The organism is Novimethylophilus kurashikiensis, assembly GCF_003112435.1.
Lineage (GTDB): Bacteria > Pseudomonadota > Gammaproteobacteria > Burkholderiales > Methylophilaceae > Novimethylophilus > Novimethylophilus kurashikiensis.
Map to the genome: position 1 here is coordinate 46,502 of NZ_BDOQ01000010.1, position 23,922 is coordinate 70,423.

The window sequence follows — 23,922 nt, forward strand, 5'->3', positions numbered from 1 at the left end:
GCCGAAGGCATTGGCGGTCGGATTTCTTTGCATCGTTTGCGAAATGAAGAATCTCCCGGCTGAGTCGTGGCTCAATGCGGCAGATGGTTACTTTTGAATTACGCGGAGGGAGGGATGCTGGTCAGTCAGGAGTAAAAAATATTCCCATAAACCGATGGGAATAGCTCGCGAATCAGAATTGGTTTCAGGGGCCTCATAGCGCTGCCAGGTGCGATACCCTTTAGCCCCTGCATTAGACACAAGTTGGGCGGCCTCGGTTTGGGTCAGCCCTGCCGCCCTGCGAGCCGCAACAACCTCTTCAGGCGTGGGCGGGCGGAGCTTGGTTCGCATCTTGACGGCTTGCCAGTTTGTTAGCCCAGTAGCGGTCCCGCTCAGCCTCACTTACCGTGAGCGAGTGATAGTTTTTTGCATCCTGCAAAGCCTGTTCAGCCGCAGCTTCTTTCGCGGCATAGAAACCTTCCAGGAAGGCTGCCAACTGAAATGAGTTTTCCAAATAGCTGTGCTTACCGCGACCTGTAACCCCGAAGCGCTGGAAGGCTTCACGACCCTCTTTTCGACAGGCGTGCGCCGTTTCGTTTGCCAACAGCGAATGATTGTACATAGTGTTTAAGGGAAATATGGATGATTCATTATACGCCCAATGGGCGTATAATGTCAAGGACGTTCCACTTTCCTATACAGGTATGCCAATAGGCATCATCTAATCTTGAGAGGAAAAATCATGCGTTACAAAGTGAAAGTCGAGATTGTCGCCTCGAACCGGCCACCAGTGTACGTGGGCAGTGCCACCGTCATTGCAGATTCAGAGGAAATCGCCATCGGGGATGCGTTAATGCAATGTGACGACGGCTCGCTCCAGGCGGATGAACATTTGCAAGGGACAGCAGAACTGCTCCCCTCTTTGCTAAGCGTCCAACGCTATGTGCTGGATTACGTCACTTACCGCTTTATCTACAACCTGGACGACGGTACGCTTCACCATCTCCAGCAGAACCGGGGTCCATTTTTATCGGAGTCAAATGGACCATGGCTGTCGGTGGGCAAGGATGTGCAGAAAAAGCTTCTGGATGAACTCGCTAATGGGCAGGAAAGCCTGCATACCATTATCGTCAATCCAGCCCGGTATTCCGCGGAGCAATGCTTCACCTTACCGGATTGGGTTCCACAGCGCTTCCTCTGGGTGGATTCGTGCAGCTACAAATTTAAGGGGATGCATAGGTATGCTGACCTTCGATTTGTGTATGACCGGCTGCATAATAAAGTTGAGTATGCGCAAATTGAAACGAAGACGGCCGGTTGGGTTTCATTACTCGATGAACTGGTTCCTGAAGTCGAAAGTTATTTCAAATCGATTCCTGGCGCGACTGAGTGTTGTGACCCCTGGGACTTCATCATCAGTAACGAGCTGCCTCCCTGGGTGGTCAATATCAAAAATGACCTTCCCTCCTGGGCCGAAGAAGAACCAGTGTCCTCGGTTATCGGACCTGTGAAGGTTATCGTGCTTTCTAACCTAGTCAACGGACAGCCAGCGCTGTACATGGCTGAAGTCGAGGGCGGTGATGGCAATCGGCATATCCACCAGGCCATCCAGGTAGGATTGATGGCTGGGTTGATGGAGCCCATGCTGTGTTTCTCCAAATCGGACCCAGTGGGCCAATCCATGGCCGACGCACTCGCCTGGTTGAACACTCCTTAGGCAAATACTGGCATCTCCACACACCTCATTCGAGGTGTGTTTTTTGCGTCAATCGCACCTTCCTATACTCAAAAGCCATAGGGCACATCATTCGCCGGTTCCCGGCGCCAATAATTACGGAAGGAAAAACATGCGATTCAAAATCAGTATCACGGCACAATTCCCGAGTCTCGCCGGTAGCGCGCCATTCCCCCTGGGTACGGCTATCGTGACGGCAGAAAATGTGGAAGCGGCAAAGGCCAAGGCCTTGGCGGAGCTAAGCACCGATGAATTTGTAGACGGCAAGGCATCGCCAGACTTCACCATCATCGAAATGCCTCGTTTCCTTATCTCGGAAAACTGGAATCACTTCTTCGAAAAACTGGGGCAAAGAATAGTTCGGTTTGTCTATGACCATGAAACCGAATGCGTTGAGCATCTCGATATCCTGGGCGGCGATGAATGGACCCAAGTTTGGCATCCAGCTACCGAGATTCAGCGACAGGACTTCCAAGACAGTCTCGTCAATGCCAACGAAGGGTGCCTGGTCAATCCGCAAGACTACACCTGCGAAGAGTCCAATTCATGTCCGAGCTGGGCGACGCGCGTATCTGCCAACCTGATATATCCCAAGGTGGCGGTGCTGTGCTCCAATTCCAACGGAGAACCTGAGTTGTATACCTGTTCGCCCGCGGTCACCAAGGAGTCCTACGATGAAGGCCTGCATTACAGCATCGCCAAAAGCAATGCTGAAGACGAGGGCTACGAAGGACCCTACCTCGCCTTTGATGACAAGGACCAGGCAGCCAAGCAATTGGTGTCGACTGCTGACTGGATGGGGACTCGCGAGAAGGCCTCAGAGGCGTCTGAAGTGGCCAGCGAACGGCAGTGGAATGCAGTTTGCAGCGACCAAGGCTGGAATGACGCCACCCAGATTATTCATCTGATTGGTTTTATCCGGGGAAAGGGTTTGTTTTCAGAGTTTGCCGCCTATGCTGAAAAGGCTGCTGACGAAGAAAACGAAGAATCAATACTCGATATGTAACGCTCAACACCTCGGCTTGCCGGGGTGTTTTTACGATAAACAAAAGAGCGCCAGTCGGCGCTCTGAGATTGTTAACTGTCCTTCTTGGGCAGAGCCTTCAAGACCTGGTCGATGGTGCCGACGAATTCTTTCCCGTCAGCCTTTTTCTCGAGCAGAATGCATTTTGTCCCGCGGGCTTTCATCCCCTTGATGACAAAGACATCCTTACCCAGCGTGAGCTCAGTATTCAACGGAGGCAAACCGTAGAGCCCATGGCTCGCCTCATAAATCTGCGCTTCACGCGACAGTCCGCCTTCCACAAGGCCCTCGAGCTTCAACGTGAAGGTCGTCTCCGTGTAGGAGGCGTGACCTGCAGAAATTTGAATGCCGTGCTTTTCAGCAACACCTTTCAAGGCCTCATTCACCTCCTCACGAAGAATCTTCAGGAAGGCCGGGGTAATCGTTTTGTTTGCCATAATATTTCCTCTTTAGCCGACAGGTTGTCGTAAAGAGGTATAGGCAATTTGCGCGGTTTAGGCCGCGATGCCAAACTTACGCAGGTGGGCCTGTTTGACCTCATGGTAGCCCCGGCCATGCGTGATGATGAACAACTCACCATTCTCACGGGTCAGGATGGCGCCGCTCATCGAAGAGCGCCCCTTATCCTTAAAACGGGTCAAGAAACAATCACCCGCTACATCTGAAAACATCCGGAGTGCTTTTACTAGCGTATCGGAACACTTAGGCGCGCCATTAGTGTGGAGCATGTAGCGGGTTTTTGAGTGACGGCGTAACGCCTTAAGCTCTTGCGAGGCCTGCAATCGCGACGGACGAGGCAATCCCTCTGCCCGCGGCAATTGATACCAGAATATGGCAGGAAACCGCACCTGGCCCAGTGCGTCACGGAAGAGATAGCCGCGCTTTACCAAGCTGACCTCACCATTCTGCCGCACCGTCACATACTTATTCCGGTCGTACGCCAGAATATCCACCAGCTCCAACCCAAACCCCGTATCTAAATACCCAATCATGCTCAATCCTTAAATATCTTCAGACACGTCGAATTGCGCCTGTATGGCTGCTTTCAACCGTGTTTGCCGGCGCACCGAATTCACATTCTCGACCGCCATCTTGAGTGCCTTCTTCTGTCCGACCAGCACCACCATCTTCTGCCCGCGCGTCACGCCGGTATACAGCAGCTTTCGCTCCAACAATGCGTAATGCTGGGTCGTAAATGCCATGACAATGGCCGGCGCCTGGCTCCCCTGGAGCTTGTGTACGGTCGCGGCGTAGGCGAGCTGCACCTGGTCGAGGTCGCTCACGTCGTAGACCACGCTCCGACCGCCGAAGTCGATAGTGATTTCGTCCTCGACGATGCTCTCGATATAGCCGACGTCGCCGTTGAAGACGTCCTTGGCCACATCGTTCTCGGTTTGCATCACTTTGTCGCCCACTTTGTATTTCGTGTCGAATCGCTCAACGAAGGGCTTGTCTCCGGGATTCAGGATGGCCTGCAGCCGTTCATTGAGGTGCCGCACACCCGTCACCCCCTTGTTCATCGGGCTAATCACCTGAATATCGCGTTTGGCATCAATCCCCAGCCGCGCAGGGAGCCGAGTGCTCACCAGGTCCAACACCTGCGCCACAACCTGCTCCGGCTCGTCGCGCTCGACGAAATAGAAGTCACCGGGTCGGTCTTTGGTTGAGAATTCAGGCTCACCCCCGCGATTTATAGCATGGGCGCCCGTAATGATGTGGCTACCGGCCGCTTGGCGGAAAATTTTAGTCAACCGGCAAACACGAATCGCGCCAGAGGCCATAATATCGCCCAACACGTTCCCAGGCCCGACCGATGGCAACTGGTCTTCATCGCCCACAAGGAGCACGCTGGCGCCGTCCGGCACTGCCTTCAGGAGGCCATGCATGAGGTGGACATCCACCATGGAGCACTCATCGACCACCAAGAGGTCGCAATCAAGGCGATTGGTCTCGTTGTAGGTAGCGCCACCACCTGGCTTGAAGCCCAGCAGGCGGTGTATGGTGCTGGCAACCCGTCCCGTCGTCTCCGACATGCGCTTGGCTGCCCGGCCGGTCGGGGCGCAGAGCAGCATCTTGGCTCCTGCCTCGGCATACATTTTGAGGATAGCGTTTTCCAGGCTGGTTTTACCACAGCCCGGCCCGCCGGTAATCACCATGAATTTTGCATATCCAGCGGACAACAGCGCAAGCTCCTGGTCTTCAGAGAGCTTCATCCCTAAACTTCCCTTGATGCGCTCATACAAGGCGCGGGAATCAAACGCGCGCATCCGGCGTGGCGCCTTCACCAGCCTAGCAATATTCTGGGCAATACCAGTTTCGGTCGCATACATCGCCGGGTGATACAGGACGGTGCGGCCACGGTCATCCTCTTCCGGCACCAATCTCCCCTCAGCCAGTTCACGGTCGACACCCGCACTCACGAGGTCTTCACTGACACCCAGCAGCTCACAGGCCGCTTCTACGAGTTTTTTGCGTTGTAGCCCGCAGTGGCCATCATTAGTGGCTTCCCATAAGGCATGGCCAATGCCGGCGTCGATGCGCTCACGCGAATCCATCCCCCATCCGAGATTTTGGGCAATCTGGTCAGCGGAAAGGAAGCCAATGCCGCGAACATCATGGGCAAGACCATATGGATTGGTGCGGACCTTGGTCACAGCGTCGTCGCCATAGGTCTTATAGATACGCGTAGCGCGCGAGGTCGAGACTCCGTTGGTGTGCAAGAACAGCATAATGTCCTTGATGACCTTTTGCGAGGCCCAACTCTCAGCAATGATGCGCATACGGCCTTCACCGATTCCACGCACCTTAAGCAGTTCTGCCGGTGAATGCTCGATGACTTCCAACACCCGCTCACCAAACACATCCACCATGCGCTTGGCGTAAGCCGGACCAATTCCCTTGACCATGCCGCTACCAAGGTAGCGTTCGATGCCCTCGACGCTCGAGGGCGGCGTCAGGCGGACCGTTTCTGCCTTGAATTGGCGACCGTAGGATTTGTCGTTGAACCATTGCCCCGCAGCGGTGAGATACTCACCTGGCTTTACGATAGGCGCATGGCCCGTAACCGGAACAAGCCCCTTATGTAACGGAGCTTTCACCTGCAATACGCAGAATCCACTTTCCTCATTATGGAACGTGACGCGCTCCACCAGGCCGGAGAGTTCCTCCATGATGCCTCACTTTACTTTTTGGATGTTAACATATAACCACAAATATCGTTTGTTGTCAAGTAATTACCAAACTTGAAAACGAATGTTAACAGCGTGAGACATCGGTTCAACAGACTTAACTTTCCGGCCCAGCCAATTCTGGGACTCATACAGCTTGACCGGCTTCATCCTTGGGAGGACATAATTATTGAGTAAACCCTTGAGGCGTTCTGCATAAGCCGGCTTCAATCCGGCGACATCCAAACTGAATAGCTGGAAGCCATCTGCCATCAATGACGCCGTTTCTGGAGACCAGCGTGGTGTGGCTTCTGCGCAGAAGTGTCCAGTCAGGTCCACAAACTGCGGCTGGGCATCCATGCACACCAGCACCCGTCCGGGCATAAGCTCGATGACGGGATGGCTTAGGTCGACACCTTTAACAGTGCGCGGGAAGCTGCCTGCAGCAACCTTGTTGACCGTTGCCTCGGACAGCTGTGGGTTTAGCTCCAGTGCGTGGCTAGGACTTGCCGATAGGCCGAGCAGGAGCGCAAGCCCAGCGCCCAGGCTAACGGCCATGTCGCTTATCCAACGCCCTTTCGAAAAAGGAGGCCACAAACAGGATGCTCACGACGGCCATGAAAATCACGACATGAAGCCCGTGCTCCCCGGTTTCCGGCGTCACATTGAGCGCGCGAAAGACTTCGGGTTGATGCATCAGGATGGTTCTAACAGTGAACAAGACGGTCAGCCAGCGCACCGCGTAAAACACGTCATAAGCCCAGATACGACGGGGCGGTTGGGGCAGCGTAGATTCAGTCATAGCAGTCTCTAGTGAGGAGTTTTGAGATGTGCACGGCCCAAGTCGGTCAACTGTCGACCGCGTGGTGTGCGCTGGATAAAACCTTGTTGCAACAGGAAAGGCTCCATGGCGTCCTCGAGCGTGGCCACATCCTCAGAGAGAGCGGCCGCCAAGGTTTCGATGCCTACTGGACCACCCTTGTAGAAATCCTCCATGGCACGCAGGAGCCGAATGTCCGCATCATCGAGGCCGGCCCCGTCCACGCCCAGCATTGAGAGGGCACGACATGCTGTTTCCTTATGAATGCCTGCAGGCAAGTCCTCGCGCGCTTCCGCATAATCTCGAACCCGGCGCAGAAGACGATTCGCAATTCGGGGCGTCCCGCGGGAACGGCGAGCAATCTCATAGGCGCCGTTATCAGTAATCATGGTATTCAGCAGCATGGCAGTGCGAGACACAATCTTCTGCAAGTCATCAGCTGCGTAGTATTCGAGGCGGCAGGTAATACCGAACCGGTCGCGTAAAGGGGCCGTCAAGGCCCCGGCGCGCGTCGTAGCGCCCACCAGCGTAAATGGGGGAAGGGGAACCTGCACCGACTTAGCGGCGGAGCCTTCTCCAACCAGAATGTCGAGCATGTAATCCTCCATGGCGGGATAGAGGATTTCCTCAACCAATGGCGAGAGCCGGTGAATCTCGTCAATGAACAGAACGTCATTGGGCTGGAGCTGGGTCAGAATGGCGGCAAGGTCACCGGGCTTCTCAATAATCGGGCCGGAGGTTACACGGATTGCCGCGCCCATCTCGGCGGCAATAATCTGGGCCAGCGTCGTCTTGCCTAAGCCCGGCGGCCCATACAACAACACATGGTCAAGCGCCTCTCCGCGCCGCTTCGCTGCCGTCAGGAAAATCTCAAGCTGCTCACGAACCCGAGGTTGCCCCTCATATTCAGACAGCGTCTGCGGGCGAAGCGCGCGCTCAACACCCGACTCTCCGGACAATTCCGTAGATTCCAGAACTTTTGATGTAATAGACTCTTGAGATTCCATAGACTCCGCCACCAGACTCGCTGGAAACGATTTTCCATTCAATTTTTGATTGTTTTAAGTATAACCAAGAATGGTATTTTCGTCAATTATAATCTTGTATTACTTGACAATTTATGAACAAATGAGTATGCTAAGTGTCCCCGCACAAACAGCCGAATCACGACTGCTATGTCCAACGAATTTACCAATGATGAAGGAAAGGCGATTCGCCGCCTTAAGTCTGCTCTGTCTAAAATGCCATCCACACTCAAGGTGTATGTGGTGGATGATTCCGTCTTTGTTTGCAAAGTCGGCGTGTCGAGCTTTGAACTTGCGGAATTTGCAGGCACCATAGAAACGCCTTGCAGCGTGCTGTCGGATGTTCATCCTTAGCCCGCCTGGCTGATTGCCCTGCGTCAATCCAGGTGACTTTCGAAGATGTCTACTTCAAATCACAAGTGTGGCGTTTGTGATGCCCGCGAGAGTGAGGTGGATAGGCTCGTCAAGCTCGGCAGGATGGGGCATATTTGCCTCACCTGCCTGGAGCTTGTAGCGGAGATGGCCCTGGATAGACCGATGACGAGAAGCGGAGACTTGCTCTCACTAACCTCTCAACAATACCCGCCGGAAACCGAAAACGTCGTCCCAATCAGGCCGCCGTTCCGGTGGTTGTCAAAAGATGATTAAATAAGAACCAGCCTGTTCGTCAGCGCATACCGCATGATGTCCATGCTTGTCTTAAGCTTAAGTTTCTGCAAAATCCGACTTCTGTAAGTAGAGATAGTGTTTACATTACAGCCAATATTTTCTGCAATCTGTTTTGGCGTCTTACCGTTTGCGATGTGGCACATCACCTGATATTCACGGTCAGACAAGGACTCATGCGGGTGTGCTGGCGCATTCGATACCAAGGTGCCTGCCAGCACGTCAGCGAACTCTGCGCTGACATAGCGCCCGCCCGCCATGACGCGTTTGGCCGCACTGACCAGCTCATCCGGCGAACAACCCTTATTGACGAGGCCATTCCCGCCTGCCTTGAAAACCCTAGGTCCAACAGTTGAGTCAGGTAACATGCTATGGACCAAAACCGGGCCTGAGATACCCATTCCGCGAATATCTGTAAGCATTTCCAGGCCATTTCTATCAGGAAGATGAATATCAAGAACGGCTAAATCCCATGTCTTGGTATATAACAGCTTTTCACCTTCGGCAGCAGTTCCCGCCTCCGCAACTACACTCCAGCCCTGCGCTTGAAACAACTGACCAATCCCATTACGAAGCATTGGATGGTCATCAATAATTATTATGTTCGACATACCATTTTCCACTTATATAACGCTATGAAATCACCCGTTGTACTGGGAGAACCAATGAAATTGAACTACCTTTGATGTCTGGCCTGGTCAGCAACTTCACTGCCCCGCCATACATCGCGGCACGCTCAAAAAATCCACGTAAGCCAAGGCTCTTCCCGACGCCCCCCTGATTGACTTGCGCAACTACAGATGCCGGAAACCCGACACCGTTATCCGTCACCTCCAACTTATAGTCATTATTGAGTAGTTGAAGGCGAACAAAGAAACTACTTGCCTTGGAGTGCTTGGCCAAATTGGTCAATAACTCCTGCAAACTTCTATAAAGCTGCAGCGCCATGTCCGGCTCAGGGTCCGTCCATTCACCACACACTTCAATGTTTCCGCGGATTCCAATACGTTTACAAAATTCAATGACAAGATTGCTCGATGCTGCTGCCAACCCTTGCGTCCGCAACACATCGGGCTTCAACTCATAAGCAATGCGTTTGGCTGATACCATGACCGCATCCACCTGCTTCATCAGGCTGCTCACCTGCGAGGTAATATTAGACGGGATGTTGACTGAAGAGGCAGACACTTCGCTTTGCAATCGATGTATGGCCAACTTCAGCACCGTGATTTCCTGGCCCAGGTGGTCATGAATATTTCTCGCCACCTCCGCACGCTCTTCTTCCCGAATAAACTGGAATTCCGTTGCAAGCTTTCGTAGCTGGGTCTGGCAGTTTTCGGTTTGCTGCCTATCTTCAAGACTAATATTGGCGGCAATCCCGCCGACCTGCAGCTCATCCCCCTGGACAGGAAACAACATCAAGCACCAGATATTGCCGTTCTTGTCGTCGATTTCAACAACGTCCGGCTCCTGGCTGGCCACAACCTTTCGGTGGCTGGCGCGCATTTGCAACGCCAGGTCAGGATTCAAGGATTTGGCACAGGAGTTCCCGAGCTCAGAACATTTTTGGGCATCACAGGTGGAAGGGCATTGCTGAAGCTTGCTGTATTGCCTGTTTCGCAGAAGGACCGTGCCGCTTCGGTCCATCAGCCATGCCGGCATGGGGATAGACCAGAGGTAGCGCATCACGCCGTTTGGGATTTCCGGATTTACGGTAGCACGCCCCTGATTCCGGCTTTGAGCCATCGTTGATGTGGTTACTGCGACTTCCATCGAATCTCTTCCTAGGACTTGGCTAAGCTATCACATGCCTTAATCCGAACACCGTCCATAATTAGTTCGCGGCCATACTAACAGAGACGAAAGATTCAGGATAGAGATATCTTCAAATGCAAAAACTGCCTGACGCCCAGCTTTAAATTCGTTCGCAACCACAGCCATAATTCCTATTTTTAATTGTTTCTAATTTGTAACAAGAGGGCAGCAAGTCTACTCCAACCAAAAAAATTTTGGCAACTAGAAGTTAGCGAATCGGGCTGCGAGCCCCTATACATCTAATATCCAGTCATTTTTTTAGATATGTAATTCGCATGAACAAACCCCATTACAACCCTGCGCATGAGCGCCGAGGATTCCCTCGATATCATGTGCCTCATCGACTGGAGGCATTCCTACGCATGCCCGGCGGAAAGGTTGTTGCTCGCGTTGTAGATGTGAGTGAAGGAGGTTTTGGGGTATTGGCGCACAGTCAGGAAGTGAAACACTTATCCGTCGGGACTTGCCAGGAGATTGCCCTCAAATATGGGGACTTGCAGCTTGAGGAGCGGATGGAGGTTCGTACGGTTGAATCCGGGCCAGAAGGATTTCGCCTTGGGTTACAGCTCAACTCCCCCGCAAGCAGTAGCCTGGACGTCGTATCCAAAATACTGACTTACCTGCGTCTGCACGAGGAGTTCGTACGGACGCATGCACACATCTAACGTTTTAAGCGGGAGCGTTCTCGGGTAAAGGTGTGCCGAGCTTCCTGTTGCAGCGCTGGATGCCCTTTTACCAAGCCTTTAACGAGCGCTTCATGGTCAGGTAGGTAGACTTTGGCGAGCCTGAGGTCAGCATGCACAATGCCATCCAGGCTATCGATGATATCCGCCAGCTTTATGTCATGCACCCTGGGTTCGGCCGCTATCAAGCGCTCGCGATAGAGGCGCTTTCTTTCTGCCCGAGGCACACCGGCCAGTGCCGGCCCCTCGGTTAGGGGGAGCACGAGGGACAGTACCTCTTCGCCATACTGTCGGCGCAACATCGAGGCGGACATCCCGGCATTCATATCGAGCGCGCTATGAAAGAGCGCCGCAATAAGCGTGGGCTCATCCGCCCCAATGTTCAGCAGTCGCATAGCGACGCCGTAGGGATGCGTTACATAGGGAAGTTCGGTGTATCGACGATACTGGCTGGCATACAACTCGGCTGCGTCCTGGACGGCCAACTGCACTTTACTGGAGGCGTGCGTACGCAGCGCCTCGGGAGGGAAAACTTTAATAGTAGACTCCAAACTCGTCATCCTTCACGCCGCACTCCTTGCACTGGTCAAAGAGCAGCGTCGTGCCATCCTCTTCCATATCCCCGGTCTTGAGATACGAACACCAGCCGTTACATTGGCCAGGGGCATCCGATTTCAGGGACCAGAACGGACAAAGGCCTGTCTGCCGTTCAACACCATCTGCGCCGACTTCCCATCCCCGCACAGTGCCCTGCTTGTAACAGTACTGCCCCACGGGAATGAGCGTTTCAGCCTTGATAATTGGGATGACCTTAGACATGAGACTCAACCTTTCTAGTGCTACTTCGCGACCATGACACGACCACTGACCCCTATGGCCTTTGCGGCCTGAGCAATAGGTGTCTGGGTATCCTGACGAATGAACGTGTCGGTCTCATAGGGGTTGTACCGGACTGGCAGCCAATCTGCGAGCGGGATATCACCCGCCATCTCGACAGCCGTCACCTCCCCGCGCACTACGGCATGCACCAGCTTACGGCGGGTAGCCCGCACCTTTTCTCGCCCCGCGGCTGAGACCTTGAAGGTCACGTCCTTGAGCTCGATGTGCTGCACATGCGCAAGCACGCGGCCGCGATTGGGACCCGCGGCAACTCGAACAGAGAATGTTCCATGGGGTTTGTGCAAGTTGCGGTAGATTTCCACCTCCTGCCCCACCAGGGATTGCACATCAGCGACCAGATACGTCATGGAGACTCCATGAGAAAGGGCTCGAAGTTTCCGAGCCCTTTTATTCAAGCAACGACAGCCAGGTTAGAAGCTGTAACCAACGTTGACACGTGCTTCGTGGTTGCGGTCCTGCGCCTTGTCGGCGGCATCGTGACCGTCAACCTGATAGGCCACGCCTACGGAGAAGTTGTCGTTCACCTTGTAGCCGGCACGCAGTTGCGCCAGGGACACGCCGTTATGAGCGGCATCGTTGTCATACCAGTAGTAACCAACGTCGCCGCCGAGGCTGAACTTGTCGATGTTGTAGGTGTAACCCAGGCTTGCATAGGTGTCGCCATGCGCGAATGCAGCCGGGCTGTTCTTGGCACCACCGATGTTGCGATAGACAGCGCCTTCGATGCCGTTCCAGCCCGCGTGAGCATAGACTTCATTGAAAGTCATATCAGCAGCACTGTTCGGGCCATTGAATTGATAACGGGTGACGCCGCCGCCCAGCTTGATGCCAGGGCCGACTTCGGTGTTATAGCCGACGGTGATGTTAGACAGATATTGGTGAACACCATTGATGCCGCTGACGTTGACGGTATTTTCGTCCAGGGACGCAAACAGGCCGGTCTCATGGGTGGCGGTCACATTGAAACCGAGAGTCGGATTATTGCCAGACAGGGACATACCTCGGAAATTGTAGTCAGTCGCAGCATGCACATCACCGGTCAGCTTCACACCAGGCACAACGTCAGCATGGGCAACACCAGCCATACTCATTACAGCCATAGCGGCCAATGCAAACTTAGAAAACTTCATTCGATACTCCATTTTTGATTTAGATTTTTGAACAAGGCCAGACAAGGCCTCTTATGGGCGTATAAGCAAATCACCTCCGGCCGGAGACAAGCTGGAGGCCTTTTAGAGCCTCCAGCGGTCGGGGATGTCGCTTTTACGCAACAAGCTTCGTTACAGCATCGCCTTCACTGCCGGGGATACGGTCAGCTTCAGAACACGGCGGGCCGGTACGACAATGCGTTCGTTGGTGATGGGGTTACGGGCAACGCCCGCTGCACGATTGCGCGCTTCCAACGTACCAAACTTATGCAGGCGAACTTGCTTGCCCTGGGCGAGCTCAGCGGTCACCTTGTCGAAAATAAAGCGCGTCAGATTGGCGCCATCTTGACGGGTCAGACCGAATTCAGCCGCAACTGCATTCGAAAGGTCTTTCATGTTGAAAGTATCAGCCATTTACTATAGTCTCCAAGAGGGTTGAAAATCGCACCACGGAATGATGGGTGCTTCATCGATTGGTGATTTTTAGTATAGCGTAATATGCACAAAACTGCAAGTTTAAAGCGATGTTTTCGTCTTTCGACTTCTTTTTGGTGTTAACTTTCGGTCAAGTCTGGTCGCCTATAGCTAAATCGCGGGCTGTTAACATCCCGCTTATTCAAGCATCTTCTTTGATGTCGTAGGCGGGATTGGCTGCAACGCGATTGAATAACTTCTTAAGCCTCGTCACGGAGCGCTGATAGTCCTCTTTATTCTCGGAACCGTTGTATCGCATGATGGCGCGAGGCTCGTTACCGCCTTCTAGCGTCAGGTATTCCCGGACCACCTTGGCGCCGATTTCGATGTTTTCCGTCACGGTTGTCGGGTGAACCACGCCTCCGCTGAACTTATCCCGGTGGTATCGTCCGATGACCTGCATGATGCCATAGGTGTTGTTGGGGTCCGCATCCTGGCGGTGCCTGAAAGAGGATTCCCTGGCTGCAATTGCGAGGAGTGTTGTCGGCTCTAGGTGATACTTTTCTGCTGCATGGAAGGCGGCTCCCACAACGGTTTTAGCGTACCCCAACCCAAGCCCCCACCGAACGGCAATAAATCTTGCCATTCGATTCCGCTGCGCCGTGACCTGGATGGCCGGGTCTATCGGTTGAGGGGTGCTATGTTGGATTGGATGAAGCGCAAGAGACAACGGCTTCGAGGCAGAGCTGACCACTTCTGGTGGCGGATTGATGGACGGGCAGGCCAGCAGGGCTGCTAGCAGCCCTGTCAGCGTTACAATCCGTTTAAGTGAAATATGTCCTGATACTGCCGCCCTCAAGCGGCTAACCTGTCTCCCGCCTTGACCAGAGCAACATTGAGCTCAGGATAGGCTGGGCGCTCGCGAACAACACGCGTCCAGGATACCTGCATAGGATAACCTTCTTCTAACGGGACCACTTGGCCATTACGACCCGGGCCATACCATGTGGATTCTTCTAGCTTGAAGCCATTTGCACGTAGGCTTCCGGCCGGCAACCATGCTGCACACTGCCACCCTTGAATAACGACTCGCAAACCACGGGGCGTGATGCGTACCACCCGTGCCTTTAAAGAGGTAGCCGTCGGCACTTCAGCCGTGAAGTTTTGCAACTTGAGGCCATCCCATACGCCACGCTCCGCCAAGCGCGCGGCTTGAGACCGCTCAGAGCACTTCGCGACACGTCGCTCGAGGTCCGTCATCTCAGCGGCATTGAGTTCATATCCCGCAGGCGCCAGCAGCAATCGGTGAACCAGGAGGTCGGCATATCGACGGATGGGGCTTGTGAAATGAGTGTACCAATCAAAGGACAACGAGAAGTGGCCGCCAGCCTGCTCACGGTCCAGCACGACATACTTTGCCGGACGCATACAGGAGCGAATGCGATGAGACGCAGCAGCCAGGCTATCCGCATCGGGTTGTGCTGCCAGGAATCCAGCCAGGGACTTCATGCTAGGCGCGTCTGGCAACTCGACGTCTTGAGTCAGCGCCCAGGTGCGCAAATCATGCCAGTCCTCCGCCTCCGGCGCAGGCTGGTGACGCAGCACCGCGGCGCCGTAGCGGTCGAGCAACATTTCAGCCGTCACCCGGTTGGCCAGCAACATCAATTCCTCGACCAGCTTGTGCGCCTCGGTACGGGATTCCCATACCAGCTTCCAGCCGCCATCCGGCAGCTTTTCCAGATTCGGCTCTGGCTCATCAAAGTCCAGCTTGCCAGCCTCGTCGCGTTGCTTGAGCAGCACACGGTAGACATCGACCAGCGCATCGAGATTCTTTTCCACCGGAGCGGCAAAACGCTGCCCTTCGTCCGCCATGTAGGACGCGACTTCGTTGTAGGTGAGTCGTGCGGCAGATTGGATGAGGGCACGCTCAATGCGAGCCTCGCTCACCTCTCCCGCCTCTGACAGCTTACATTGCAGGATTACCGCGCGTTTGACATCTCCGGGAGTCAGGGAACACCGGTCCGTTGACAGCGCCTCAGGCAGCATTGGCACGGTACGGCCTGGCAGATACACTGAAGTGCATCGTTCCGCCGCCCAAGCATCGAGCGCGCTACCCGGTCGGACATAATAGGAAACATCTGCGATAGCGACGCGCACATCCCAGCCACCTTCAATAGCCTCGGCATACACCGCGTCATCAAAGTCACGAGTGCTTTCACCGTCAATCGTGACGAACGGAAGGTCGCAATGGCCTATAGGCTCGCCGCCAGCCTCCGCCTGAAGCGCTTCAGCTTCCGCCATGACACTTTCCGTGAAAGTCGACTGGAAACCATGCTTAACAAGTGCGTAATCCTGGGCGAAGCCATCGCGATTGCGGTCACCTAGGACTCGTTCGATTTCCACTTCAAGAGGGCGTGACACAGGCTGGCCTTCATACGCAGAAATTTCTACAGCCACTACATCACCATCATCGACGCCATGGGCGCGCACATCGTGCTCTTGGAGGAATAATCGGGTGAAGCACGGCTCGTCAGACCGAAGGTACCAGGCTCCATCCGCTTCCTTCTTCACCTCACCCAGCAGCAGGAAGGCCTCACGACGCACTGACACGACAGCCTTAACTTCTCGGCCATCAGCTTCAGGATTAACCGGGGCAGGCACAAATCGAATTTCATCGCCAGAGAGCAACGGGCGCACGAGGTCGGAGGGGATGTAAAAGGCGTCACCTTCTGCGGTGGTCACAAAACCGAATCCACGGTAATGCAAGTTGACCCGGCCTTTAGGTAATTCCGTTTTTTTGGAGGGCATCTCTTGTGGGCGGGCCCCTGGGACTAAGGCTACTGCCTTAGAAATGAGCTGCTCAACAACAGGGCAGCTATCAAATTTACGACGAATCATTAATAAAATCCTATTCTTCTTTGGGCAAGCGCAGCAGCAATCGCATGTACGCTAGAAAGCACCATGTATTCATAAAGAAATCGACCTCATGGCCACCATGACCGCCAAGAGCCATCATCAGCAGGAAAAGCGACTGGATGCCAATACCAATAAGCAGGTAGCCGGAAAATGCCCTTAGCTTTTTCACGTAGCCCAATAGCGTACGGAGAATAAACAGGGGAATAAGCTCAACGACAACCCCAACAAGGGATACCTCGCCATGGTCGGCCCAGAAGGTCAGTTGCGACATGAAAAGATAAATACCGAGGAGTATCCAGATATAGCGACTGTTCGACGCTGGCAATCCCGTGCCATCATGCCTCAGGGTGAGCAACCGACTGATGTGATACATCAAGGCAGACACAAACAATACAGGCAAGCTATCAGATACAGAACGCATATAACTTGGAAAATCTTTCATATCTAGTATACGGTTAATTTTCGTTTGTTAACTTTTGGTCTTGTTAAGTTGGGTTACGCCCACCAGGCATCCCGCTGCACATTGGAGTCCCACACATTCAACTCCACATGAACGCCCGCGACATCGAACCCAGATGTCTTCAAGACCTCGGTAAGTCGAGAAATACGCTCACGCGCGGCATTGGCGGCGCCAGTTCGAACACGAATATTGGCAAACTGCGCGACCACGCCTGCTTTCCGCTCGCGCGGATTACTGGAGAGGCGAAAGTCATATTGCACTCCTAGCTGCGCTAGCTTTTCACGCTCCTGAAGGAACAATCCCTCCGGAATTTGGCATTTGATATGGGCCTCCAGATAGTTCAGCGGCGTCAATTCGCAATCAAACTGACCCATGAATTCCAATTTAGCCCGTATCACAGGCACCCCTGAGGCCTCTGCCATCCTGCCGACATCCCGCTTTACAGCCTGCAAGATACTTTCCCTCACCTCAAGGCCGCCGCGGTAATAGCGCGTCAACATAACATCACGCTGACGGGCCGTATCTCGTTCGAGGTCTATCAACGTGACTTTGGTTCCAGAGGGAAGGTCCTCAAGGTTTGCTACTGCGCCATCTTGGAGCGTAAAATGAGCATGAAAGACACCGGCGCAATTCGCCGCCGGCGTAGGTTGGAGTTGCATAGCGATTCCTCAGGAGAAGAATCGCTAGTATACCGTTTAATGCTTGTTTTTGCAAGTTTTACGCTACGGCATCGGCTTTACAGTCAAGACATGCCAGCTCCGGGTGCCACCTCCATCCCAGGTGTAGAGACAGTCAACTTTCAACCCGTTTCCAGCACCCCAATCAATCAGAGCCTTCCATTGCGGAGAGTACTTGGACTGACCTGTATTGAGCTTGGCAACCATGCCGCTATCCCATGCGCCGAGATGCTGATAGGCCTCACCCTCTTCCAGCGCGTATGGCTTTGGAAGCTCTCCCCGCTCAATACTTAGAGTGACACTGAGCTTAAAGGATTCAAAAAACGCCTCAACCTCCGTCGCCCGTTGAAGCTCAACCGCCTCCTGTGCAGCATCATTGGCTTTTTCAGCCAGAGCCGCGCCCTCCTCCTTGAGTCTTTGCACGTGCTGAAGCTTTGCCCCGAGATTACCCTTTCTTGCGGCGGCATCTGCACGCTCACGACGAAGCGATTCCAACTCAGTGATAGTCCGCCGACTGGCTTCAATCTTGGTATTCTCTGCGGTGATTAAGGTGTCGATATCGTTAGCAGCATTCCAGATACCTGCGAGCTGCTCCTTAGAGGGGCTACTACCTATCCAGCCCTGCTTCCCTTCGTGGCCGCATTCTTTACAAACCCCTCCTCCCACATTACCTTCGGTGTAGCCACAATCCCACAACTTGATATCTGCGCTACCGCATTTCAAGCAAGGTGCAACGTAGATTTCCTTGGTTTCAGTAACAGTTTTGGTCTCAGTAATTTGCATGTTTTTTGCGCTTGAATTGAATAGTCATTAACTTAACATTTTGTAGCTAATTTGTCAATTTTAGATATATCAATTCCATTTACTGCGCCTAAGGTAACACTTTGTTAACATTTTGGATTTATACTCAATTATACTTCTTAACTTGCAGGTAATAGCTATCTGCGGTATTTAATCCAACATAAACAATCAGCAAGGAAAACATGCGTAGTATTTTAGCTTTTGCTCTGGCCACCCTGGCCATTCCGGCTTTTGCCGCCCCTGTACTGGAAGTAACCCTGTTCGATGAGGCGCCGGTGACGGTTACCTGCTCCTCCACGCCGACGCGTATTGAGTCTAATGACTGGCCGAACACCTCCCACCGCGCAGCCGTTGTTCTCCGCTGCAACGACGGTGGTGACAAGGTTGTTGGTCGACTGCTCATGGATGATGCACGCTACGTGGCTATCAAGAACTCCAAGGAAGGCCCCGCCAAGAGCGTGACACTTCCACCGGCCAAGGTGCATGCTGAACAGCACTTCACTCTTGATTCGGATAGCGATGATACGCTGTCGGTCGCAGCTGACCCGACCCGCCCCATCCTGACCATCCACCGCACCCTGTAGTCGGTCAGTCATGAGTGAGCCAGCCTCACACAGCACAAACGCCTTGGTTTATATGACCTGGGCGTTTTTGTTTGGGGTAACGATTGCTGGAATTTATGCGGACGGCGATTTGGTATTTGGCCGTATTCGGCATGACCGCCAGGCAGACCTGGTCGGACGTAGTTGTAAGTATATCGGGGATGTCCGGGTTGCCCCGGTTCAACGCTTCGTACCTTCCATCGTCGGCGCCCCTGGCTCCGGCATAGAAATCAAGGCAACTTTTCGAAGATTTGAATGCCCGGATGGAACCGTTACACTCATTCCGTTGAGTGATATGAAAAACGGGCACTAATGGCCCGTTATCGCTGCTGTTATTGGCCAGCCGCAAAAATATACCGATTCATGAAGTCAACGCATTCAGGTGTTCCAAGCTTAAACCGGAAAGCAGCTGACCCAGGATGCCCTCCCCCGCCAAACCGCTTAGCGAACGCAGACACATCCAGCCCGCCCTTTTTAGCCCGAAGGCTCACTCTCAGCATGCCGGGCTCCAGCCACCAGACCATCGCAAAGCTATTGCTCTTGGAATATAGGCGAACTCCCACATCATTCGAGAACAGGTAGCTGCAATTAACCTTGTGACCTTCGACACCAAATAATGTCACAGGCTCGGCATCCGCCGCCAACGTGTCAGCCAAGCTTTCGAACTTCTGAACCATCAACGCCCCGGCCGCGATAAATTCATCAAGCTCAGCCTTTTCTTGACTGGCAATCTGGTCCCAGACCTCAAAGCTGAATGGCAGCGTATCCAGATGTGACAGGAATTCTCTTGAGTCAGGAAGCCGCCACACCCAAATATCCCGGTCTTCAATCGCTTGAATTAGATATGGCACAGGAGTACCTGGGTGAAAGTATTCCCACGCCAGTCTCGCCCCACTCTTCGTCAAATCGAATTTCACATCAGGGAAGCCCGCGAGAGATTCCTGTGCAGTCTTATGGTGGTCAATCGTTACCACACGACGCGCTGAGGCATGCATCGCTTCCATCATTGAAACCGGAAAACTGAAATCGAGGATGAATACATCCCGTCCCTTAACATCCAGCACGGGATAGGCGTCATGGTCCGCGGGCACATATTCAGCGTCATAGCCAAACTTACGCCAAGCAGCATAGGCCGCACCAAACCCATCCGGGCAGGGTGAGTGATAGATGATGATGGGTTTGTCGCTCATACCGTTGTCCGCGTGGCCTTAAGGCTTGCGCATCCTTGCTAGCTCTTCCTGCTCTTCGGCATCATCAAGGGGCATCTCAACCTCAGGAATCGTATGCCAATTCCCTTGCTGGTCCCGCTGTTGAATCTTCCTCACAATAACGGTCTTCCACTCATACACCACCTCGCCATTGGATTTCATATGGCTTGCTTTCACGCGGGTTGGGATGACTGCAATTCGAAGGTCCACCATAACTACTCCTATATTTGTGCTAATTGAGGCATCAACCAATCTTTGGCACGCCGATTAATCGTGGACATCACGTCCTGGCGGGTTAGCCCGCTTGCGGCCAAGGTGTCACTCTCTTCCTTGATGACATCCTGGCCAACCCACTTGAGGAACTCACCGACATGGTCCATAGTCACTTTCCCGACCCGCTGCCGCAGTTCCGCCAGGCCTTGCTCCAACCGACTCTCAGTGAGCACAGCCATCGTGAATGCTTCACGGCCAGCCAACACTTCAGGAGCGATATCGACAAGCTTGGAGTTGCGCGTCCCTTTGTGCTTCAGTCCCTTGGTTTTGAATTTCAGATGACCGTAAAGCGGGTCCCGGCATTCCCAGACAATTCCCTCCCCCATGCCTTCCAGCCCTAGCGCCGCGGCGACCGGGCACCGGTCTTCGACCTGGAGGGTAAACTGTTCCAAGACATCGAGGATTTCGGCGGGTTTATTGAAATCGATGGTGATGCCGTAGGTCTTGAAATTGGTGATGACATCAATGCCCTCAGCATTGCCAGTTGACCATAGATTGCGTGTGCTCCAGAGCGCGCCAAACCTATGCATATCCAGCCATATTTCAGTTCCGTCGGCATACTCCATCAACACCGAGAACAAGACCCATCGCTCCGGCAGCTGACCAATGGCTGTCTTCGCGTTCACGTCTGGGCCACACCACTCCCCATAGGCGACGTACCGCGACACATCCTGGTCTCGCAATACCCGGGGTAGATTGGGCTCTTCATGCCGATGGCACAGGACAATCGCCTTACCCAGTTCGACCAGCGCTTCCTTACCCGCTAAGGACTCGGTCCAGCGAGCAAAGCCATGGTTATCTTCAGCGACCGTCAGAACACGCTCGCGACTTTGGGGAACCAGTTGACCGGTCTTGAGATTGTACTCAACACCTGCGTTGCTGCCATGAAGCTTGACCGTGCCCGTGAAGGTCAATTTTGGTCGACAACGGCTATCGTCGTAGACAGGGTTACCTTCGGCATCTTGACCGATATAGGTGGCTCGATGGTTAACTGCAGCCACGACGTGCCGCAGCTGTTCAATGGCTGGAAATTTTCGCATGATTAGGTACTTAATTACGAATGCTTAAATATACCATATATTGATAAAATGCGCTACTGCTTTACGTCGTCAAAACCAGCCTTAACAATGAATTCACGCTCGCGGTCGAAGGTCACTCGGTCGTAGGCGTACCCTGCAAATGTCGCTTCGAAGAGTCCTGGCTGAAGAAGAAACCGGCGAACAAGATGCGCAAATGAGAGCGCTTCATCTGGCGTTCGAATTTCAACCGGGCAAACGATGGTGACCCAGCGCCCGTCATCATGCTGTGTAACATGCAGACTAGGTAGTATTTCGAAGTTTGCGGCCTCGAGGCATACCTTCTGCAGCTCCAGGAAGCGTGGATAAAATCCATCCTCAGGCTCGCCAACCACTTGCCATCGGCTAACCTTTTTTCTGCTCCGGCCAACCTTGGTATGGATTGGGCGAACCTCAAAATCCGAGGAGTGATTCGGGAACTCATCCAACGCCATGTCATAGGCGAGGGCTTCCGTCCTGTCCAACCAGACCTTACGCGGGTGCTCCCAATGGATGCGTACCCATTGAGCGCCAAGCTTCATTTTGATGGCGTCGCAGAATGACAGCTCAGAGCCGTCGGAGTAATGCGTGCTGACGACAACCCCTTCAAGAAGTGGATTGGCTGCCGATGATTTGGCAGCCTTTCGGGAGGAGTCCAGCAACGATTCCTGATGTGTATTCTTCATGGAAACTCAGTTGGATTGCTATGAATTTCCGTATAGCGCTTTACTGAAATTTCGCAAAAAACGCCTTGATATGTCTCCACGTCGCCTCTGGCGGCGTCGGGATGGTGGCAATACAGTGCTGCAACATCTTGGTGTCAGCAGCAGCCCTGGCGACACGCGCCTGTTCAGCCAGGTCCTTGGATGGATAACATTCACCGGTGTTCACATCAGGGCGCCGAACAATCCCTCTCGGTGACTGCAAGGTCTCCCTAAACAAACAGTAGGACAAATGGCCTGAAGTGGACTCACCTGGTGAAACAAACAACGGCCTTGGGTCGTCGCATGAAAACTCTTCCTGCGGTGTCATGACGGCAAAAATACCAAAGAACACCAGGAGGCCAATGAAGACCGCATTTAACTTACTAGGCGCGGCAGACTCTGAGGCATCAGCGTCAATAAGAACATTTTTCAGCCAATCCGACATTAGATACCCTTCAAGGTTGATTGACTACGGTCATTAACCATCACGCTACAGATTACATCTTCGAAGTTCATTTTCTTCCTTTTATATGAAAACAATCTTTGCGTTTGTGGACAATTTTAGCATATAACGCTATATTATTTTAGTCAAGCAGCACATTTGTCCACTTGAAGCAACGAATAGGAGCGATTCATGAGCAAAGCTGTGTCCCCTGAAATCCATTGGCTTACCGAGCCTGAAGAACACGATTACCCCGCAGCAGCCTCCTACCTGGCGCTCATCTATGATGAGACGCATGTGGTACGCCACAGCACCCTATTGCGCACCGCACCCGTCACTGCGTTCAAGGCCAAGGATATCTTCCGAGCATCGGGCCTATCCCTATTAGGCGTGAGCAACTCCCATGTATCAAAAAACATCAAAAAAATTGCGGCCGGAACGCCCTTGTCTCCCATCCTACTAGTTCGAGACCGGTCCTTGGGTAAGGTGGTGATTGCGGACGGCTACCATCGCATCTGCGCCGTCTATAAAGTCGATGAAGACGCCATGGTGCCTTGTAAAATTGTATGAGAATGGCCAATAAAAAAGCCGGCAATTAGCCGGCTTTACTCTTACTAGGGCCCGGCTAGGCGTCGCCACGATTGTCGACGTCGAATCCCTTCGCCCTTAGCGTCTTACGCATCTGGCTCCCATGCTCGAAGCCTTCCATAAATGGCGCATGGAAGACGCCCTCATATTTAGCCATTACCTCAGCCCCAGGCAAATCATCACGGAAGCGGCCATAGTCGTACCCCGCATTTCGCGCACACTTCATATTATCCTTGGGATTTTCCCTTGCGGTTTTAATCGGCGAGTAAATATCGTTGATTTCATGGAAGTAGAGGAATCCGCCAACACAGATGGCAATAACACACATTCCCAAGGTCGACACAAACCCTTCGGTAGTAAATTCGTTCCCGCAGGCTCCGACGAATATCCAAAGCGCACAGTTGGCGCTAACCGTTACCGCCCAGAATTGACGGCCCCTCCGCAACCAAACATTTGACTCAGTCCGGTCAATATTCGGGTTTTCTTCATGATATTTGCGAAGCTCCTGGATAACCATGGCCTCTTTCACCAGCCACATTAGCGCTGCGACTTCACCAAGGAGCAGCGGCCATGCCAATCGCTCCATGAAAAACGCATAGAATCTATGTAGTCCGAGGCCCATCAGGATAAAGAAACTTGGCGGAATCGCGCTATAGCCTACCTTGAGCAGTGTGCCAACCAGCACCAGCACACCAAGACGTGCTAAGGCTAAACCCATTTCGCGGCGACGAGGCTCACTATTCTTGACCGCAATCGACAGTGCTTCAAATTCTGTTTTCATTATATGCTCCTGTGTGAGCAAATATAATATACCATTAAA

At 53.3% G+C, this 23,922-nt stretch carries 32 protein-coding genes; 7 read left to right on the forward strand and 25 right to left on the reverse strand.

Annotation, left to right across the window (positions count from 1 at the left end):
- Positions 1-298: 298 nt before the first annotated feature.
- Positions 299-658: a hypothetical protein gene (locus NMK_RS12165; protein ID WP_146187199.1), complete on the reverse strand. Its 360-nt coding sequence runs from the start codon at positions 656-658 to the stop codon at positions 299-301.
- 63 nt (positions 659-721) lie between these two features.
- Here NMK_RS12165 and NMK_RS12170 point away from each other — a divergent pair, with 63 nt between their 5' ends.
- Positions 722-1,696, forward strand: a complete 975-nt coding sequence (locus tag NMK_RS12170) for a hypothetical protein (RefSeq protein ID WP_109016039.1) — start codon at positions 722-724, stop codon at positions 1,694-1,696.
- Positions 1,697-1,826: 130 nt separating this feature from the next.
- Positions 1,827-2,720 (forward strand): hypothetical protein, encoded by an 894-nt coding sequence (locus tag NMK_RS12175; RefSeq protein WP_109016040.1) that lies wholly within the window; start codon positions 1,827-1,829, stop codon positions 2,718-2,720.
- Between the two features lie 71 nt (positions 2,721-2,791).
- On the opposite strand, the gene NMK_RS12180 is transcribed toward NMK_RS12175, so the two are convergent.
- The 6 genes from NMK_RS12180 to ruvB all read right to left on the reverse strand — a co-directional run bounded on the left by NMK_RS12180 (position 2,792) and on the right by ruvB (position 7,732).
- Positions 2,792-3,175 carry a hypothetical protein gene (locus NMK_RS12180; RefSeq protein ID WP_109016041.1) on the reverse strand — a complete coding sequence of 128 codons (384 nt, stop codon included), beginning with the start codon at positions 3,173-3,175 and terminating at the stop codon, positions 2,792-2,794.
- A 57-nt stretch (positions 3,176-3,232) separates the two neighbouring features.
- Entirely contained in the window at positions 3,233-3,730 is a 498-nt protein-coding gene (locus tag NMK_RS12185) for a hypothetical protein (protein ID WP_109016042.1), read from the reverse strand.
- Positions 3,731-3,739: 9 nt separating this feature from the next.
- On the reverse strand, positions 3,740-5,908 hold the full coding sequence (recD2, locus tag NMK_RS12190; protein WP_109016043.1) for an SF1B family DNA helicase RecD2: 2,169 nt from the start codon (positions 5,906-5,908) through the stop codon (positions 3,740-3,742).
- A 63-nt stretch (positions 5,909-5,971) separates the two neighbouring features.
- Complete coding sequence (locus NMK_RS12195) at positions 5,972-6,463, reverse strand: hypothetical protein (RefSeq protein ID WP_109016044.1); 492 nt, start codon at positions 6,461-6,463, stop codon at positions 5,972-5,974.
- Positions 6,453-6,707 carry a hypothetical protein gene (locus NMK_RS12200; RefSeq protein ID WP_109016045.1) on the reverse strand — a complete coding sequence of 85 codons (255 nt, stop codon included), beginning with the start codon at positions 6,705-6,707 and terminating at the stop codon, positions 6,453-6,455. Before NMK_RS12200 ends, NMK_RS12195 begins: the two co-directional genes overlap by 11 nt.
- An 8-nt stretch (positions 6,708-6,715) precedes the next feature.
- Positions 6,716-7,732, reverse strand: a complete 1,017-nt coding sequence (gene ruvB / locus NMK_RS12205; RefSeq protein WP_109016046.1) for a Holliday junction branch migration DNA helicase RuvB — start codon at positions 7,730-7,732, stop codon at positions 6,716-6,718.
- A 168-nt stretch (positions 7,733-7,900) separates the two neighbouring features.
- Between ruvB and NMK_RS12210 the strand changes: the two genes are divergently transcribed.
- A complete protein-coding gene (locus tag NMK_RS12210; RefSeq protein ID WP_109016047.1) occupies positions 7,901-8,104 on the forward strand; it encodes a hypothetical protein in 204 nt (67 codons plus the stop codon).
- A 290-nt stretch (positions 8,105-8,394) separates the two neighbouring features.
- Here the strand turns inward: NMK_RS12210 and NMK_RS12220 are convergent, their stop codons facing one another.
- The gene (locus tag NMK_RS12220; RefSeq protein ID WP_109016049.1) at positions 8,395-9,027 is read right to left on the reverse strand and encodes a response regulator; all 633 of its coding nucleotides are present in this window, start codon (positions 9,025-9,027) and stop codon (positions 8,395-8,397) included.
- Positions 9,028-9,049: 22 nt separating this feature from the next.
- Positions 9,050-10,189, reverse strand: a complete 1,140-nt coding sequence (locus tag NMK_RS12225; RefSeq protein WP_109016050.1) for a sensor histidine kinase — start codon at positions 10,187-10,189, stop codon at positions 9,050-9,052.
- Positions 10,190-10,506: 317 nt separating this feature from the next.
- On the opposite strand from NMK_RS12225, the gene NMK_RS12230 reads away from it, so the two are divergent.
- Complete coding sequence (locus NMK_RS12230; protein WP_109016051.1) at positions 10,507-10,896, forward strand: PilZ domain-containing protein; 390 nt, start codon at positions 10,507-10,509, stop codon at positions 10,894-10,896.
- On the opposite strand, the gene NMK_RS12235 is transcribed toward NMK_RS12230, so the two are convergent.
- The 10 genes from NMK_RS12235 to NMK_RS12280 all read right to left on the reverse strand — a co-directional run bounded on the left by NMK_RS12235 (position 10,893) and on the right by NMK_RS12280 (position 18,212).
- Entirely contained in the window at positions 10,893-11,474 is a 582-nt protein-coding gene (locus NMK_RS12235) for an HD domain-containing protein (protein ID WP_109016052.1), read from the reverse strand. The two genes, NMK_RS12230 and NMK_RS12235, sit on opposite strands and share 4 nt — an antisense overlap.
- Positions 11,449-11,733 carry a hypothetical protein gene (locus NMK_RS12240; RefSeq protein WP_109016053.1) on the reverse strand — a complete coding sequence of 95 codons (285 nt, stop codon included), beginning with the start codon at positions 11,731-11,733 and terminating at the stop codon, positions 11,449-11,451. Before NMK_RS12240 ends, NMK_RS12235 begins: the two co-directional genes overlap by 26 nt.
- A 20-nt stretch (positions 11,734-11,753) precedes the next feature.
- The gene (locus tag NMK_RS12245; protein ID WP_109016054.1) at positions 11,754-12,161 is read right to left on the reverse strand and encodes a L5-gp82 domain-containing phage-derived protein; all 408 of its coding nucleotides are present in this window, start codon (positions 12,159-12,161) and stop codon (positions 11,754-11,756) included.
- Positions 12,162-12,224: 63 nt separating this feature from the next.
- Positions 12,225-12,944: a TorF family putative porin gene (locus NMK_RS12250; protein WP_181376271.1), complete on the reverse strand. Its 720-nt coding sequence runs from the start codon at positions 12,942-12,944 to the stop codon at positions 12,225-12,227.
- 150 nt (positions 12,945-13,094) lie between these two features.
- On the reverse strand, positions 13,095-13,376 hold the full coding sequence (locus NMK_RS12255) for an HU family DNA-binding protein (protein WP_109016056.1): 282 nt from the start codon (positions 13,374-13,376) through the stop codon (positions 13,095-13,097).
- A gap of 202 nt (positions 13,377-13,578) precedes the next feature.
- Positions 13,579-14,022, reverse strand: coding sequence for a lytic transglycosylase domain-containing protein (locus NMK_RS12260; RefSeq protein WP_109016057.1), 444 nt, complete (start codon positions 14,020-14,022; stop codon positions 13,579-13,581).
- 209 nt (positions 14,023-14,231) lie between these two features.
- Positions 14,232-16,118 (reverse strand): RNB domain-containing ribonuclease, encoded by a 1,887-nt coding sequence (locus NMK_RS12265; RefSeq protein ID WP_181376272.1) that lies wholly within the window; start codon positions 16,116-16,118, stop codon positions 14,232-14,234.
- A gap of 166 nt (positions 16,119-16,284) precedes the next feature.
- Positions 16,285-16,734 carry a hypothetical protein gene (locus NMK_RS12270; protein WP_146187200.1) on the reverse strand — a complete coding sequence of 150 codons (450 nt, stop codon included), beginning with the start codon at positions 16,732-16,734 and terminating at the stop codon, positions 16,285-16,287.
- A gap of 53 nt (positions 16,735-16,787) precedes the next feature.
- A complete protein-coding gene (locus tag NMK_RS12275) occupies positions 16,788-17,411 on the reverse strand; it encodes a hypothetical protein (protein WP_109016060.1) in 624 nt (207 codons plus the stop codon).
- Between the two features lie 63 nt (positions 17,412-17,474).
- The gene (locus NMK_RS12280) at positions 17,475-18,212 is read right to left on the reverse strand and encodes a hypothetical protein (protein WP_109016061.1); all 738 of its coding nucleotides are present in this window, start codon (positions 18,210-18,212) and stop codon (positions 17,475-17,477) included.
- A 200-nt stretch (positions 18,213-18,412) separates the two neighbouring features.
- On the opposite strand from NMK_RS12280, the gene NMK_RS12285 reads away from it, so the two are divergent.
- Both NMK_RS12285 and NMK_RS18325 read left to right on the forward strand, forming a co-directional pair.
- Complete coding sequence (locus NMK_RS12285; RefSeq protein ID WP_109016062.1) at positions 18,413-18,814, forward strand: hypothetical protein; 402 nt, start codon at positions 18,413-18,415, stop codon at positions 18,812-18,814.
- Between the two features lie 10 nt (positions 18,815-18,824).
- A complete protein-coding gene (locus tag NMK_RS18325; RefSeq protein WP_146187201.1) occupies positions 18,825-19,145 on the forward strand; it encodes a hypothetical protein in 321 nt (106 codons plus the stop codon).
- 19 nt (positions 19,146-19,164) lie between these two features.
- Here NMK_RS18325 and NMK_RS12290 read toward each other — a convergent pair whose 3' ends face one another.
- Genes NMK_RS12290 through NMK_RS12310 form a run of 5 tightly spaced genes read right to left on the reverse strand, consistent with a single transcriptional unit; the run spans position 19,165 to position 22,517 of the window.
- The gene (locus NMK_RS12290; RefSeq protein WP_109016063.1) at positions 19,165-20,022 is read right to left on the reverse strand and encodes a DHH family phosphoesterase; all 858 of its coding nucleotides are present in this window, start codon (positions 20,020-20,022) and stop codon (positions 19,165-19,167) included.
- Positions 20,023-20,040: 18 nt separating this feature from the next.
- Positions 20,041-20,253, reverse strand: a complete 213-nt coding sequence (locus tag NMK_RS12295; protein ID WP_109016064.1) for a hypothetical protein — start codon at positions 20,251-20,253, stop codon at positions 20,041-20,043.
- 8 nt (positions 20,254-20,261) lie between these two features.
- Positions 20,262-21,353, reverse strand: coding sequence for an RNA ligase family protein (locus tag NMK_RS12300; RefSeq protein ID WP_109016065.1), 1,092 nt, complete (start codon positions 21,351-21,353; stop codon positions 20,262-20,264).
- Positions 21,354-21,406: 53 nt separating this feature from the next.
- Complete coding sequence (locus tag NMK_RS12305) at positions 21,407-22,054, reverse strand: hypothetical protein (protein ID WP_109016066.1); 648 nt, start codon at positions 22,052-22,054, stop codon at positions 21,407-21,409.
- A 40-nt stretch (positions 22,055-22,094) separates the two neighbouring features.
- Entirely contained in the window at positions 22,095-22,517 is a 423-nt protein-coding gene (locus NMK_RS12310) for a hypothetical protein (RefSeq protein ID WP_109016067.1), read from the reverse strand.
- 189 nt (positions 22,518-22,706) lie between these two features.
- Between NMK_RS12310 and NMK_RS12315 the strand changes: the two genes are divergently transcribed.
- Positions 22,707-23,084: a hypothetical protein gene (locus tag NMK_RS12315; RefSeq protein ID WP_109016068.1), complete on the forward strand. Its 378-nt coding sequence runs from the start codon at positions 22,707-22,709 to the stop codon at positions 23,082-23,084.
- Between the two features lie 55 nt (positions 23,085-23,139).
- Here NMK_RS12315 and NMK_RS12320 read toward each other — a convergent pair whose 3' ends face one another.
- On the reverse strand, positions 23,140-23,883 hold the full coding sequence (locus tag NMK_RS12320; RefSeq protein WP_109016069.1) for a hypothetical protein: 744 nt from the start codon (positions 23,881-23,883) through the stop codon (positions 23,140-23,142).
- Between the last annotated feature and the right edge of the window lie 39 nt (positions 23,884-23,922).